The sequence below is a fragment of the Heyndrickxia sp. FSL W8-0423 genome (genome assembly GCF_038009395.1).
Lineage (GTDB): Bacteria > Bacillota > Bacilli > Bacillales > Bacillaceae_C > Heyndrickxia > Heyndrickxia sporothermodurans.
This window is the reverse complement of record NZ_JBBPBE010000001.1, coordinates 1,646,382-1,662,081: the sequence shown is the minus strand read 5'-3', so window position 1 is coordinate 1,662,081 and position 15,700 is coordinate 1,646,382. Positions and strand designations below refer to the sequence as shown.

The 15,700-nt window shown below is 36.1% G+C and carries 15 protein-coding genes; 2 read left to right on the top strand and 13 right to left on the bottom strand.

What is annotated here, in order from left to right:
• Positions 1-46 precede the first annotated feature (46 nt).
• The 8 genes from MKY81_RS08340 to MKY81_RS08305 all read right to left on the bottom strand — a co-directional run bounded on the left by MKY81_RS08340 (position 47) and on the right by MKY81_RS08305 (position 10,070).
• On the bottom strand, positions 47-1,135 hold the full coding sequence (locus MKY81_RS08340) for a DUF871 domain-containing protein (protein WP_066236121.1): 1,089 nt from the start codon (positions 1,133-1,135) through the stop codon (positions 47-49).
• Positions 1,136-1,200: 65 nt separating this feature from the next.
• Positions 1,201-1,509, bottom strand: coding sequence for a PTS lactose/cellobiose transporter subunit IIA (locus MKY81_RS08335; protein WP_066236120.1), 309 nt, complete (start codon positions 1,507-1,509; stop codon positions 1,201-1,203).
• A gap of 20 nt (positions 1,510-1,529) precedes the next feature.
• Positions 1,530-2,831, bottom strand: a complete 1,302-nt coding sequence (celB, locus tag MKY81_RS08330; RefSeq protein WP_341117519.1) for a PTS cellobiose transporter subunit IIC — start codon at positions 2,829-2,831, stop codon at positions 1,530-1,532.
• A 20-nt stretch (positions 2,832-2,851) separates the two neighbouring features.
• Positions 2,852-3,160, bottom strand: coding sequence for a PTS sugar transporter subunit IIB (locus MKY81_RS08325; protein ID WP_107958122.1), 309 nt, complete (start codon positions 3,158-3,160; stop codon positions 2,852-2,854).
• Positions 3,161-3,484: 324 nt separating this feature from the next.
• On the bottom strand, positions 3,485-6,118 hold the full coding sequence (locus tag MKY81_RS08320) for a sigma 54-interacting transcriptional regulator (protein ID WP_341117518.1): 2,634 nt from the start codon (positions 6,116-6,118) through the stop codon (positions 3,485-3,487).
• Positions 6,119-6,279: 161 nt separating this feature from the next.
• Positions 6,280-7,608 carry a polysaccharide biosynthesis protein gene (locus MKY81_RS08315; RefSeq protein WP_341117515.1) on the bottom strand — a complete coding sequence of 443 codons (1,329 nt, stop codon included), beginning with the start codon at positions 7,606-7,608 and terminating at the stop codon, positions 6,280-6,282.
• A 147-nt stretch (positions 7,609-7,755) separates the two neighbouring features.
• Positions 7,756-9,003, bottom strand: a complete 1,248-nt coding sequence (locus tag MKY81_RS08310) for an alkaline phosphatase (RefSeq protein ID WP_445663926.1) — start codon at positions 9,001-9,003, stop codon at positions 7,756-7,758.
• 155 nt (positions 9,004-9,158) lie between these two features.
• Positions 9,159-10,070: an SDR family oxidoreductase gene (locus tag MKY81_RS08305; RefSeq protein ID WP_341117512.1), complete on the bottom strand. Its 912-nt coding sequence runs from the start codon at positions 10,068-10,070 to the stop codon at positions 9,159-9,161.
• A 161-nt stretch (positions 10,071-10,231) separates the two neighbouring features.
• On the opposite strand from MKY81_RS08305, the gene MKY81_RS08300 reads away from it, so the two are divergent.
• Positions 10,232-10,828, top strand: a complete 597-nt coding sequence (locus tag MKY81_RS08300; RefSeq protein ID WP_066236109.1) for a biotin transporter BioY — start codon at positions 10,232-10,234, stop codon at positions 10,826-10,828.
• A gap of 37 nt (positions 10,829-10,865) precedes the next feature.
• On the opposite strand, the gene map is transcribed toward MKY81_RS08300, so the two are convergent.
• Positions 10,866-11,609, bottom strand: coding sequence for a type I methionyl aminopeptidase (map, locus tag MKY81_RS08295; protein WP_341117506.1), 744 nt, complete (start codon positions 11,607-11,609; stop codon positions 10,866-10,868).
• A 250-nt stretch (positions 11,610-11,859) separates the two neighbouring features.
• Here map and MKY81_RS08290 point away from each other — a divergent pair, with 250 nt between their 5' ends.
• Positions 11,860-12,300, top strand: coding sequence for a C40 family peptidase (locus tag MKY81_RS08290; RefSeq protein ID WP_066236105.1), 441 nt, complete (start codon positions 11,860-11,862; stop codon positions 12,298-12,300).
• Between the two features lie 91 nt (positions 12,301-12,391).
• Here MKY81_RS08290 and abc-f read toward each other — a convergent pair whose 3' ends face one another.
• From abc-f to MKY81_RS08270, 4 genes are all read right to left on the bottom strand, one after another.
• Entirely contained in the window at positions 12,392-14,245 is a 1,854-nt protein-coding gene (gene abc-f, locus MKY81_RS08285; RefSeq protein WP_341117503.1) for a ribosomal protection-like ABC-F family protein, read from the bottom strand.
• Positions 14,246-14,501: 256 nt separating this feature from the next.
• The gene (locus MKY81_RS08280) at positions 14,502-14,633 is read right to left on the bottom strand and encodes an RAxF-45 family protein (protein ID WP_268766498.1); all 132 of its coding nucleotides are present in this window, start codon (positions 14,631-14,633) and stop codon (positions 14,502-14,504) included.
• Positions 14,634-14,708: 75 nt separating this feature from the next.
• Positions 14,709-14,867 carry a hypothetical protein gene (locus MKY81_RS08275; protein WP_181294681.1) on the bottom strand — a complete coding sequence of 53 codons (159 nt, stop codon included), beginning with the start codon at positions 14,865-14,867 and terminating at the stop codon, positions 14,709-14,711.
• A gap of 33 nt (positions 14,868-14,900) precedes the next feature.
• Positions 14,901-15,434 carry an RNA polymerase sigma factor gene (locus MKY81_RS08270; protein ID WP_341117499.1) on the bottom strand — a complete coding sequence of 178 codons (534 nt, stop codon included), beginning with the start codon at positions 15,432-15,434 and terminating at the stop codon, positions 14,901-14,903.
• Positions 15,435-15,700: the final 266 nt, after the last annotated feature.

The following is a 15,700-nucleotide window of genomic DNA, read 5'->3' as shown; positions in this document are numbered from 1 at the left end:
TCCATGGGACCGCTTTAAGGAAAATGGATGCTATTGAGTTCAAAAACTATCTTTCCGTTCTCTCAACTAACCTAAATTTCTGCCACGGTCTAATTTTATTTAAAAGGAAAGTTTCTTCTTTAACTATATATCCAATCGTATTCGTCTTTCCCTCATTCTCCATTTCTTGTAAGGCGATATGTAATTCACCTTTATATCTCTCGTAGTGATCATTATCAATAGTTACACTTCCACGCTTAATTGATTGTGTATCGTGAGCAGGGATAGATTCCTGTTTATATTGTACGCGGCTTTCTGTTGAGCGAATCACATAGGCAGAAACATCCCCGCGGTTCACATGTATTTTTTCTAAGGCAATTTTCTTTTCTAGTTCTGAAACGTTAGGTACAAAATCCACACTTAGCTCCAATAAATAGCGATTTAATTCGGATAGTTGTTTTAATTCTTCATCTGAAGCAAAGGAATTTCCAATAATTAAATCGTCAATTAATCCTGTATTATATAAATCTTTCGCTTGAACGGTAATTGGCAGATAGCGATGCTCCTCCAATGTCGGAAGTCCTTCTTGCACTGGCCAAGGACCATATTTTGCATGACTTGAAGATATCATTGCAGCTGTACGAATCCCATGTTCTTTATACTGCTTTGAGCATTTGATAAAATGTTCCCGTGATAATCCTGTATATTTGCGAGGATAAAAGTTATGACAGCCAATTAAAGTATGCTTATTCGGTGAATACGATAAAATTTGCTCTAAGTAGTTTGTACCTTGGCTCATATTCAACTCAATTTTCAAGCCATATTCATTTAACGACATGATGCTTTCCTCTAAACCTGAAAATCCAAGGTCGAGTCGTAAACCGGACAAACCGAGCTCTTTAAAATAGCCTAAATCTCGAAATGACAAGTTAAGGTCTTGAAAAACACTCGGACTGACATCGGCAATAATCTCAAACCCTAATTCATTAGCCTTCGCTAATAAAACCTTTAATGTATGTAAATCTTTTTCTTCACTCGCAGACATTAGACACGTAAACATTCGAGTAAATCCATAAGAACTTGCTTTTTCAAGATAATCGATTTGTTCTTTTACAGTGCCATATTGCGGATAAACAGATATACCAAGTTGTCTCAACACTTTTCCCTCCTTTTAAAATAAATAGGGGGAGATGGTCAATATGTCCATCTCAACCTATCAAATTATTTATTCATTGATTCGTATAACTCAACAAACTCTTTTGCAAGGTCTTTAAATGTAATCGCATTCATTAAGTGGTCTTGTGCGTGAACAAGGAATAGGGTGACTTCGGCCTTATTTCCACATGCTTCATTTTGGATTAATGATGTTTGAACGTGATGGGCATGTAATAATTCAGCTTCCGATTTCTCAATAAGTTCATTTGCTGCTGCAATATCTTTTCCCTTTGCAGCTTGAATAGCTTCGACTGCGTCACTTTTTGCATTTCCACTATGTGTAATGATTTTCATGACAATTTCTTCTACGTTCATTATATGTTCTCCTTTGCTGACTATTTCGCTCGTTGAATCGGATCGGCATGTAATTGTTCGTTTTCTTTTTTCAGAAATGCACGCTCAGCCATTTTAATAAATGGAATGTAAATAATGATTGAAATGACCAAATTAATTGCTGCCAAAACTCCGCCTTTCCATGAAGCTGTCGCAACTACTCCACCAATAGTAGGCGGTGTCGTCCATGGAAGCAAGACAACAGTTTTAGGGACAATGCCTGTAGCAATCGCCAAATAACTTAGAATGGTTAAGACTAATGGAGTTAAAATAAATGGAATAAACAAAATTGGATTTAATACAATTGGCAATCCAAATACAACTGGTTCATTAATATTGAATAATCCCGGAGCTACGGATAACTTCGACAAATCTTTATATTGCTTATGTTTACGTCCGGAAATTAAGATGGCAATTAACAGTCCAATCGTTGCTCCCGACCCTCCTAAATAAACAAACCCGTCAAAAAATGATTTCGTAACAATGTTCGGTATTTCCGCACCTGCTTTTAATGCAGCAATATTTTCATTAATAGCCGGTAAATAAACCGCTTGCATTAATGGTTCTAAAATATTTGAGCCGTGGAGACCAAAGAACCATAAGAAATGGTTCACAATCGCAATGACAATGGCGGACCATAATGTATTGGCTAATTTTGCAATCGGTGCTTGTAATAAATCATATAATGCTTGATGTAAGTCAGGAATCCCTAATTTAACTGTAATAACTTTAATAAGACCGAAAATCGTCAACGTAATCATTGCTGGTAAAAGAGCAGCAAATGATTTTGAAACAGCTGGTGGCACCCCATCAGGCATCTTAATATTCAATTTAGAATTTCCTAGTAATCTAGTAAATATTTCAGTTGACACTAACGCGACAAAAATTGCAACGAAAAGACCTGTAGCACTTGCCCATGAAAGCGGAAATCCACCATCTTTCGTAGTTGCCATGATTGAGAGCAATGCTGCAATCGAAACAACCCCTGATGAAAGTCCATCTTTATCATAAGATTTTGCCAAGCTGTAGGCAATCGTAAACGCAACAAGCAGTGATACAATCGCAAATGTTCCTTGCCATAATACTCCGCCAAACATCGTCCAATTTTCACCGAAAACAGATTTCATAAAGCTTTGATAAGCATCTATTGGCAATGCGTTAATCAATGTTGCAAATGATCCAAGAATCATTAATGGCATAATCGTCACAAAGCCATCACGAATCGCAACTAAGTGCCTTTGCGCTCCTATCCGACCTGCAAAAGGAACAAAATTTTTTTCTAATACCCCTATTATTTTATTCATTATAATTTCCCCCTTTTTTCCTATCCGTCAAGCGATTGCAACGCTTTACCTAAAACGGCTTCCCCATTCATCGTTCCATAATCCATACTATCGATAACTTGCACCGGGATTCCTTTACCAGCAAGCTGCTTCTCTAGTTTCCCCTTTAAAAATCGTACTTGTGGACCTAATAGTAAAATATCAATCTCTTCAAAATGGTTTCGAGCCTCAGCTTCTGCTACTGCAAAAATTTTAATTTCTTCTCCCCTTTGTTCCGCCGCCTTTTCCATCTTTGTTACTAATAAACTTGTAGACATTCCCGCTGAACAAACTAACATAATTTTTTTCATTTCTTTTCTCCCCTTATCAACTACAATTAATTGTTATTCAGACTATAGAGAGCGCTTTCACCTCCTATAATCTATATATGCAAGAAACGTGCCAACATAGAAAAGCGAAAGCGCCTTGCTCATCGACGTAAAAACTGGAGGGACTTTGACTAAGATAAAGGAAACACGATGAGCCTGAAAGGCGAATCGATGTTGACTTATCGTAGGGAAAAGTCCTGAAGTTTTCTAGTCGATAGGCGCTGGAGCTAGACACGTATTCCTCCCCTAAACAAAAACACAAGTATGTAATTCAATTTACACACTTGCGTTTTCTAATTACACTCATTATTTACGATTCTCCATAAACATTTGACACAAGTAAGCGATTTCAGATTTAGATAAAATAAAATGATATTCCTTTTCAAGACTAGCCATGGTTTCCTTTATCACACTCATTTCACGAGCATACTTTTTTCGAAATTGTTCAAACTCGTGAAACTTTCGTACTGGCTGATTCAATTTCATATTTTCAATTAGAAAGATAAGATGGATAATAATTCCCTTATCTACCCCATCTTCAAGAATAACATTTAATTTTCGTTCAATCTCATGCATAAGATGTCGGATTCTTTGAATTAATTGCTTGATCGATGGAATCGTTTTAATATGTCCTTCAAGGGATTGTGCCATTTTCAAAAAGGGTTCATCATCCTTTATTAACCCTTCAATCTCCACAAAAGAGTTTGTTTGAAAAATATCAATCGCTGAATAAAATGGAATATCATCATATTGAAAGTGAACGGTACCAACGATGGCTAAAATATCGTATTGTTCAGTGATTTGTGCGATTTTTTCCGTAAATGCCTGACGGTTTAAAAATTGTAAAGACAACAGCTCGATATCCCTATTTCCAATAAGGCTCTTTAGCTTCGCTTTTAATTTAAGGGCGACCCCTTCCCCTGTAAAGCAGGCTGTAATAATCGCTTTCTTTAATGATTTTCCACGGGATTTAATTGTGCTAGACTGATAGTCGAACAACTGCAAACAACTTTGGTAAATATCATCTAAACTTCTCCCTAATGATGCTTTGCGAACAGCCTCCATTACGACCGGTGTGCTCGTCATTGAAATCGTCCTCGTTCTCACACCTGTTTCTTCAAAAATTAAATTTCCAAACGAAGAAAGTGACCCCATATCAACAAGAAATAGAATACCTTTTGAATGGTTCATATTTTTCACGGCATTTTTAACACGTTCATACATTTCGCCGACTTCCATTGATAACGGCATATCAAGAGCCTTTCCTTGCTGCACTCCTAGTAGTTCTTGAACAGTTTGCAGCATGCTTGTAGCAGTCGACTTCCCATGCATCATAACAATAATGCCCACTAGTTGCTCTTGATGATACATATTTTCTTCAACATCTGATGCCAAAAACATCGTTATATAGCCAATTTCATCGAGTGGGATTTCCACATTCAGCTCTTGTTCAATCATTTGTGCAATTTCAATCGAAATCTTAAATTCCATCGAATACTTTTTGCGGATATCATTTAAATTCGGATGATAAATCGCTGAATTTTGCCGAATCCTATCAATCGTCCCTTGTAAATGAAGAGCGAAAGCAAATTTCATTTTTTTGCTAAACGTTCTTTTCAATTCTTGTTCCGCAAATTGATAGATCCTTTCTGTCACTCCCCAAATATATTCATTTACTACTTCATTTACATTACTGACAGGAAGTTGGTCTAAGTATTGATTGAAATATTGATTGATATCTACTAAAATTTCCTTTTGTATATCCGACTCACTTCTCCCATCTTGATGCAAATTGTGAAGCTTACGTTCTATAACATCATATAAACTATCTTCCTTCTCTACGGTTTCTTCCATATTCTCCTGCTCATGAAACTTGAAAATCTCTTGGTCACTGCCAATGAGCTTGTTCATTTTTTCCCGAAATTCTTTCGTATCAAGCAGCCCTTTTTGAACGTGGACCGGCAAATCCATTTGTGTAATATGTAGGTATTGTATTTGAAGAGATTTATAGTTAAGGAATGCTTTCGCACATGCTAGTTTCAAATCACGTTGAAGCTGACCAATATTCGCACTCGTATGATAAAGCAATAATGCACTAAGTGCTCTTCGATCAACATACACGGTCTCATTCAGTCGTTTCGATTCTTGTATAAGAAAATATTCGATTAGCTCGTATCTTTCCTCCATCCTTCTATCCTTTAGTGGAGGAAGAGTAATTGTCATCGGAATTCTTCTAGTAAATGTTTCAAGTAAAAATGACTCCGGAATCTCCGTCGTTGCACCGATAATTTGAACAGAAGCTTTTCTTAACGATTCGGTCTCCCCTAATCTGCGAAACTCACCTTTATCAATAAATGTGAACAGCATTTCTTGACCTTCATGTGGAAGACGGTGAATTTCGTCCAGAAATAAAATTCCGTGATCACATTTTTCAAGCAATCCAGGACGATCAATATCCGCTCCTGTAAATGCACCTTTTTTTATTCCAAAAATATGCCCATATAAAAGCTGCGGATTTTGCGAATAATCCGCACAGTTAAATGTAATAAACGGAGCATTTTCCCGGATAACCTTTGAGTCCTTTGCGTATTCATACATACACTCGGCGAATAGTGATTTTCCTGTTCCCGTCTTCCCTAAAATGAGTGTATGCAATCCTCTAGGCGGGTATAAGATAGCCGCCTGTGCCTGTTGAACTGCCACTTTCAAACTTCCATCCGCCCCAATTAAACGTCGAAAGGGATAGTTGTGAAGAATCGAAGGGATTCGATACTTAATTGGTTTTCCGTTACCTTTTTCAATCTTCTTTTCTTTATATAGTTCATTTAAATACCTGCTGACATTTGTTCGATCTAATTGAAATTTTTCAGCAACTTCTTGAGCGGAATAACTTTCTTTTGTTGTTTGCAAAAAATGAAAAATTTCTTCTTTACGGCCCATTTCCTCACCCCTTTAGCCGCTCTAATGATATTATCTTTATTTTAACTTGTATATGAAGGCGTTTCCATCTATAAATATGAACGTCTTTAAGAAAACTCGCCACGTCACTCGGATGGCGAGTTATTAGAATTATTTAATTACTAGATAAACAGTTTTCGATGCTAGTATGAATGCTTTACCGGCTTTCTGAATAATAATGTTACTCCAATTTTTTTACATATCGTTACATAATGCATAAGCATAATGAGTAAGGCACCCGTATTCATGCCAAGAATAATTCCTGTCATATTAAATTGCTGATTCGAACCGAGGATATACATCATCACGAACATTATAACTGTTGACCATAGAAAATGGAGGAGCGTGTCCTTTATCAGACCGATACCAATCAAAATCGCTTGCATCGGAATCGCAAAAAAGTGAAACAAAAAATATGGCCATAGTAATTGTAAATAAAGTGGTGCAATATCTGAATCAAAAAACATATGGGTAAGTGGCTCGGCAAAAATATGAAAAATAATAATTGCAGGTATTCCATAAATACTCGTCATTAGAATGACTTGCTGTAAAAGTTTGCGAAGTTTTTCGAAGTCTTTTTTTGCATACGCTTCAGATACCGTAGGAATGAGTACAGTTGATAACGAATGAGCAATAAATGCTGGAAAGAAACCGATACTAAATGCTACACCTGTTAAAAGCCCAAAATGCTCAATTGCCATCGTCCCCGAAAATCCCGCTTTCATTAATGCAGCCTTAATTAAAAAGGGTTGGATTGCATGTGTAATGGAGTGAGAAATCCGCATTCCTGTTGTTGGCAAGGAGACAGACATCAAACTTTTTCTAACCGATTTACCCGTTAAACGTGCATTGTTTTTATTTTTAAAAAACTTAAATTGGAGAAAAAACGTGTGGATCAAATAAAGAAAAACGATCAACTCACTGCCAACCAATGTGCATAATGCAATGAAAATGGCCTTATCTAATTCAAATTGAAATAATTTATAGATAATCACGAGTAGGCCCAATTGAACGATTCTACGTAAAAAGTTGGCAGTTGCAATTTTCCCCATATGCTGTACTCCCATAAAATATCCCCTGGCAACAGATGAAAAGGATACTAGCGGGATGATTACGATGACTAACGCCCGAATATAGGGATGATAATGATTAAATACAGGGAGAATGGGCAATACCAAAATAGTGGCTAATACTAATACAATGGTAAAAAGCACGGTAAAGCGGATGGCGTGCTGAAGCATACTAAAATGATATTTCTCTTCCTTTTCAGCAATGAATTTTGAAATTGATACGGGTAATTCCATACTTGCCAACACAACGATAAAGAAAATAACTGGCAAAATGGACATATACAATCCCATTCCAACTTCACCAAGTTCATTTGCTAACACCATATTTATTAAAAATTCAACACATTCACCAATAAAAGCAACAACAACTAACAGAAACGTTCCTTTAAAAAACGTACTCATACGGTCTCTCCTATCCACTTAAAAGCTGTGTCCAATATGCAAGACATCTACTAAAGGATATGAGACAAGTCTAGATAATATTTTAAAAATTTTAATGGATACAAAAAAGAGCAGGGTTCTGATCCCCTACTCTTACGATAAAGCTGTCTATCTTTTTTTCTTTAACCCCATTGCTTGAACCATCGCATCATAAATATGCGTATTTTCATAAAAACCATTAAACAACTCTGCACCTTTTCCCATTGCAGTAAGTGGTACGTCAGCTGCTGTATGGCCGGAAGTTGTCCAATCGATAACAAACTGATCTTTGGATTTTGCTACTTTAAACGGTCCATCTTCTTTTGAAATTCCATCACCAGATTCGTCCGAAGAGTTCACTTCTTCGATTGCCAAACCACCACATTCATGGTCTGCGACAACAAGCACTAATGTATCCAGGTGTTTTTTCGCAAACCGTTTGGCAATTTCCACAGACTTATCTAATTGCTTCCCTGCCTTTAACATTAATTTCGCATTATTTTCATGGGCCATTTCATCAATCCCTTCCTCCTCTACCATTAGGAAGAAACCTTTTTTATTTTTAGACAATGTATCAATAGCCTTTTTTGTCATTGTCGGTAATGAAACAACCGGATCGTAAATATCCCCTTCACCTTCTGGTCTTTGCTCGAACATTTCTTCATTAGCAAAGAGACCTAGCAGCTTATTTCCTTTTGCCTTTTTCAGCTCTTTCTCATTCGTTATATATTTGTACCCTAGTTTTTTTGCTTTATTGACTAGATTTCCTTGTGTACCTTTACTTTGTTCAGTTGGATCCTTCGCTGGCTTGTCTGGATATGTACCCGGATTTCCTGCGGGATACCAATAGTCCTCGCCACCGCCTAATAAAACATCCACTTTACTTTTTTCTAAGTATTGTTTGGCAATGTCACTTTGAGCAGAACGATTGGTAACATGTGCACCGAAAGCTGCAGGAGTGGCATCAGTAATTTGGCTTGTTGTTACAAGCCCTGTAGATTTTCCCGATTCTTTCGCTAATTCTAGGATTGTTTTCACAGATTTTTTGTTTTTGTCTACACCTATAGCACCGTTATACGTTTTAACACCGGATGCCATAGCTGTGGCAGCTGCGGCTGAATCAGTTACAGTCGTTGTAGAACTTGTATGGACTAGCCCTGCATATGGCATCTTATTCATAGCGAGATCCCCTTTATTTCCGACAGATGCTAGACGGATGGCATCTCGATGGGCTAATCCCATCCCATCACCTACAAAAAGAATGACGTTTTTTGCGGTTTTCTTAGGTGCCTCTTTTGCATTTGCAAAAGAACTCATACTAAGGGTAGTGGCAACTGTTAATGCAAGGGCCGTTTTTAACACTGTGCTTTTTTTCATTTTTAACACTCCTCGAATATGAATTAGCTTACATGTTCATCATAGCGAGGAATCTTTAAGGAAATATGAATCCTATGTAAACAATTGATTAATAGGTATACAGTTTTAAGTTTTTGCAAGGTCGCGAAAAAAGCAACCTTGCCAATCTATTTTGATTACGAACTTACCATCGTTCCCCCATTAACATGGATGACTTGACCTGTTACATAACTCGAATCCTCTGATGCTAAATAGACGTAGGCAGGTGCAAGTTCATATGGTTGTCCTGCTCTTTTCATTGGTACATCAAGACCGAACTTGGAAACTTGCTTAGCCGAAAAGCTTGATGGAATTAATGGTGTCCAAATTGGACCAGGTGCAACTGCATTGACCCTTATTCCTTTTTTAGCAAGATTTTGTGATAATGCTCTTGTGAAGCCAACAATGGCGCCTTTTGTTGCGGAATAATCAATTAATGTTTTGTTACCTTCATAGGCTACTACAGAGGCTGTATTAATAATTGTACTTTTTTGTTTTAAATATGGAAGAGCCGCTTTTGTTAGATAGAAAAAGCTATAAATATTCGTTTTAAAGGTTCGATCCAACTGTTCGGTTGTGATGTCTAATAGACTTTTTTGCGGGAATTGAACCCCATGGTTATTAACTAATATGTCCAATTTACCAAATGTTTTAATCGTTTGTTCGACTACATGTTTACAGTGATTTTCATCTGTTAAATCACCGACAATTAGAAGGCATCTTCTTCCTAACTTTTCGATCTTCCTTTTCGTACGGTTAGCATCTTCATCTTCATAATGATAGTAATATGGAATAACAATATCTGCTCCCTCTTTTGCAAAAGCAATAGCAGCTGCTGAACCGATGCCACTATCTCCCCCCGTAATAATGGCCACTTTATTTTTTAGTTTTCCTCCTGCTTTATATTTTTTATTATCCACGATCGGTTTCGGATTCATTAATCCTTCGATTCCTGGTTGCTTCGATTGATGCTGTGGTGGAAATGATGTTTTCTGCTTTTTGCTTCGTATATAGAACGGTTCATACGGAAACCGCGAATACGGATTCATCCTTTTCACCTCTTTTTATAGGCATTTACCCGATTATTGTATTCCTCATAAGTGAAAAGGTGAGTCTTCGAATGTGATAAAGGGTGTTTATGTTAACTTAATTTATTTTTAGGTTGACATATAATGTTTAATTCTATTATTCTAAGTTATATGAAAGGGGGATGTGTATGAAATTTCGGGCAATTGATATTTGTTATGTAGGATTGTTTGTCGCTTTTATGATGGTTGGAGCGAATATTACGTCGTTGGTACCTTTTATGGTGATAGGTGGGGTTCCGATTACTTTGCAGACCTTTTTTGCAATTTTATCAGGGGCAATGTTAGGCAGTCGTTTAGGATCAATCTCAATGATCGTATATGCGGTTGTTGGATTGGTTGGGGCACCTGTATTTGCACAGTTTAGTAGCGGCTTTAGAGTGCTTATCAGTCCTACATTCGGTTTTATTCTTTCATTTATTATTTTAAGTTATGTTGTTGGAAAAATAGTAGAAAAAAATCAGCAATTATTTACTTATTTTATCGCTTCAATGATTGGTTTAGTAATAAACTATCTTTTCGGAACAAATTGGATGTATTTCGCGTATAAATTATGGGCGGCTGCCCCGGACGGATTTACATATAAAATGGCATGGTTGTGGATGGCTCCACCATTGCCAAAGGATGTCTTTCTTTCTTTATTTGCCGGGTGGATGGCCCATCGTCTCCATAAAACAATTAAAATCAGCAGCTTTCATACAAAAGCAAACATTGAATCATAGAAAAAAGGGAAACGCTGAGTTTCCCCTTTTTTCCATTTTATAAAGTAATAACAATCGGTTTATCCTTTGTTACAATGACAGTGTGTTCTACCTGTGCAACTAAGCTTCCATCAGGGGTTTTATATGTCCAGCCATCGTCCATTTCTACTACTTCTTCTGCTCCAGTTGAGATGAAAGGTTCAAAGGCAATTACCATTCCATCTTTTAATAGGTCATTATCCCATGGTTCATAGTAATTCATGATATAATCAGGTTTTTCATGAAGTGCCCTACCTACTCCATGTCCCGTTAAATTCATGATTACTGTGAAACCGTTTCTTTTTGCCTCATTCCTAACCGCTTTTCCAATTTGATTTTGCTTCGTACCTGCTTTAATTTTCTCCAAGCCCTTATCAAAGGCTTTTTGGGCACACTCACATAATGCATCTAATTCGGGGGTTGATTGTCCAACAACAAATGAGATTCCTGTATCTGCATAATAACCATTCCATGAACCAGATACATCAATATTAACAAGGTCCCCCTCTGCAATTACACGATCACTCGGAATGCCATGTGCCACTTCATCATTTACACTAATACATGTATATCCAGGAAAATTATACTCCCCTTTTGGTCCCGAAATCGCATCATTTTCTTCAAATAGTTGGCCTGCTCGTTCATCTAATTCCTTGGTTGTTACTCCCGGTTTCGTGAGGTTTTTTAATTCATCACGAATTAGAGCAACAATTTTCCCGATTTTCTTCAAGCCCTCTACATCTTTTTCGTTTCTTACTATCATTTTATCTTTCCTTTCAAAATTGACATAGTCCCTTTATATTATATAAAAATTGCGCTTCTAATCCAAAATTACTTTTCTATCGGCCGAATAAACCCTATAATAATCCAAATAATGGATGAAACCTCATGAAAAAGGTCTAATTTTGTAATATTGTTGTAACATTTGTTTAAACCAACTGTAAAAAAAATTTCGACAAGTTTCTGTTATATTTAAATTACTAGAAAACTTTGAATATGAGGTGGCCCTTTTAATGAAACGTATCGCATCCCTATTAGCAGCAATGATTATCGGAATTACACTTTTTCTACCAGTTCAATCTAGTGCAGCCTATTCTGCAAAAAATGTAATAAAAGAAGCGAAAAAACATATAGGAACACCATATAAATGGGGCGGCGTTACACCAAAAGGGTTCGACTGTTCAGGATTTGTCTACTATTCTTTTAAAAAGAACGGGAAGAAACTACCACATTCATCTTCGGCTATGTACAAAAAGGGAACAAAGGTTAAGAAGTCTAAATTAAAACCTGGTGATTTAATATTTTTCAAAACAAATGGGCGCAGCATTTCCCATGTAGCGATTTATATCGGTAAGAACAAAGTCATCCATTCGGTGTCAAAAGGAGTTAAAATTGACAACCTTAAATCATATTATTGGAAAACAAGATATGTTGGAGCAAAGAGATTAAAATAAAAATTTGTAATAAACTGCATATCAATTGATATGCAGTTTATTTTTTTCTTCTCTTTATAAAGACGTCTGTCTACCATGTAAAGTTTCAATTTCACTCGATTATTTGGGCTAACTTTTCGTATATCTCCTCCCTCATACTTTCGAGACTCCTTTGTTTAGCAGTTAATTCCTGAAGATGATCCAACTTTATCGTTGACTTTATTTGTGTTGTAATCCCTTCAAGTTGTGATTCAATTGTTTCTATTTTTCCTTCTAGCTCTTCCACTGAAACGTTCTCTTCCTTTTTCTTTGATACATTTTCAGCTTTTACTGAAAGCACTCTTTTTTGTCGCAATTCACTCATTTTCTCCTTCGCCCAGCTATAATCACCATTAAACAAATGAACAGCTCCATCTTCTATCCAATATATTTTTTTAAAGAGGCGATTAAGGAAATAACGGTCATGGGTTACGGCTAAAATCGTTCCGTTAAATTCATCGAGGGCTTCCTCCAATACTTCTCTCGAATCAATATCTAAATGGTTCGTCGGCTCATCAAGAATGAGGAAGTTGATATCTTGATACATAAGCTGAGCCAATCGTAATCTCATCCTTTCACCACCACTTAATTGATTTACCTTTCGAAAAACAGAATGACCGTAAAACAGAAATTTAGCTAAAATATGCCTTGCCTCACCTTCAGTTACACTTATCTCATTTCGAAACGTATCAATAACAGAAGTATCAGTTGTTTGACTAAAGGCTTGCTGTGATAAGTAGCCAATCTTTAAATTGCTGCCAAGAGTAGCCTCTCCCGAATCGGGTGTAATTTGTCCGAGCATTATTTTCAATAATGTTGATTTTCCTGTTCCGTTTTCACCTATAATGGCAACTCGATCAAGGTATTGGATATGCATATTTACGTGTTGAAATAGGTGTTTATCGGAAAAAGATTTTGAAACTTCAACTAGCTTTACAACATCTTTCCCACTTCGATGGACCGCTTCAAAATCAACATTGATTTTTTTTCGTTCGAGAATAGGACGATTGATTTTTTCCATCCGCTCCAAGGCGCGTTCCATATTGCGGGCACGTTTATGCAATCCTTCATTTGGCGGATTGGCTCGATTGGCCCACTCTCTCAACCGTTTGATTGCTTCCTTCATTTTTTTAATTTTTTTCTGTTGTTCTTGATAAGCATGGAATTCCTGTAATAACCGTTCTTCTTTTTCTTTGACAAATCCCGAGAAATTCGTTTTGTATAGGTGAACTTCCCCATCTTCTAAGTCAACAATTCTATTTACAATTTCATCTAAAAAATATCGATCATGGGATATGACAACGACGGTGCCTGGATAGTCTTTTAAATAGTCTCCCAGCCACTCAATTGCTTGTAAATCCAGATGGTTCGTCGGCTCATCAAGCAGAAGTAAATTAGGATTTTTCAATAATATTTTTCCAAGTCCTACTTTTGTCTTTTCTCCGCCACTTAAATCGGAAAACTTTTGCGGTAGTAATGATGTGATTTGTAATCCATTCGCAACTCGCTCCAGGTTCGTCTCCATTTCATAGCCGCCTTCTCGAATAAATTGGTCTTGGAGATCCCCATATTTCTGTATATCAGCATCCCTGCTTTCTTGCGCCATCTTTTCTTCAAGGCTTTTCATTTTCATTTCTATTTCTACTAATGATTGAAAACTTGTTTTTAATACTTCTTTAACTGTTTGGTCATGTTGACTATCGGGTATTTGTGATAAGTAGCCAATTTCATATCCTTTTTTCCAATGAATTTGCCCTTCATCTGCTGTTTCGATGGCTGATAAAAGTTTCATCAATGTTGTTTTTCCACAGCCATTGCGGCCGACTAATCCGACTCGATCTTTTTCCTTGATTTCGAAACTTAAATCTTCAAAAATGACATTTCCGCCATAGGATTTACTAATTTTGTTTACACTGCAAATAATCATTTGTCATCATCCTTTTTGTTAGTTGTTTTTGTGGATAAACCGTGACCGTTCCTTTCCGCTCCAATCCGCTCTGCGTTATCAAAATTATTTAAAGCAAAACCACAAATTCTCAGAAAAGAGCATTTCGTAAAAAAAGCCACAGGAAAGAGATCCCGTGGCTAATAAGTTATAAATTAATTTGGTTAAAAAAATAGAGAGAGCTAGAGCCCTCTCCTAAACCGAACCGAATTTAAGTTATAGTGGGTATAGAGATTTCTCACCGTTTTTTCCATATGAAGTTGCTAAAAATGGGCAGACTGATCCCGTTAGCAGCTTGAACATGAAAAATCGCACGGCAAATATACATAAAATCTAATAATTGCCCGCGAACAAAAACGGTGTTACTCATCTCTTCCCCACCTCCTTAATCAATAGTTACCCTTATTTTAAAAGTTTTCAAAATTATTTGCAAGCCCTTTTCATATTAAAAATAATCCCAAAGATGCTTCACTAAACGAAGTAAAATCCGAAATGGCCAGAATAATAGTTCAGGTATCCAAAATAAAAGATCCAAAATGAAATCCCAAAAGGTATATCGTTCATTCTTTTGTTTCCTAATCGATTTTCTGCTTTGCTTTTTCATTTAACAACTCCTACGATTATTGCCTTTAACAATTTAATAAATTCCAACAACTTTTCTGCGTAAACGTTCTTTTCCTCTTTTTAAATGGGTTTTTACCGTTGATAAAGGCAACGCTGTTTTTGTCGAAATATCTTTCATACTATAATCATGAAAGTAATATAACATTAAAGATTGCTGATATTTATTTGGAAGTTCGTCAATTTTTTTCATTAGCTCTTCCTGTAAACTTTTTTCCATTACCGTTTTTTCAGTTTCATCCTGCATGACGATTTGTTCAATAGACTCTTGTTTCCCCTCTATTAACCGTTGTTGCACATTTTGTTTTTTCCATTCATCTTTACATTTATTTGATGCGATTTTGAATAACCAGTTTTTAAATGAAGATCGATACTCGAAGGAATCATAGCTGATAAAAGCAGATAATAATGTTTCCTGATAGATATCCTCCGCTACCTCCCATTTTTTCATCATCGAATATATATAATTAAGTAATGCTTTACCATGTGTTTTTATGAATAATTCTATTTCTGCAGTTTTCTGTTGTTCTTTCGTCATCATTATTTCCATTTTACAATACTCTCCCTAAATATTTTCTAATCTTTTCCTCATTATAAAGATTCTTTTTTAAAATATAAGAAACAGTTTCTTAATTTTTACTTAAGATTGTCTTTAAAAAGATTTAAAAACGAGTGTTCAACTAAAAATGAACGAATATTAACAATAATGTCACTATCTTTTTAGTAATTATGTTACTCTTTTTTTAATGGCATTTAAAAATGAAATACTACGGAAAATCATACATCTTAACCGACAAAATAAACTCCGTCTTAAGT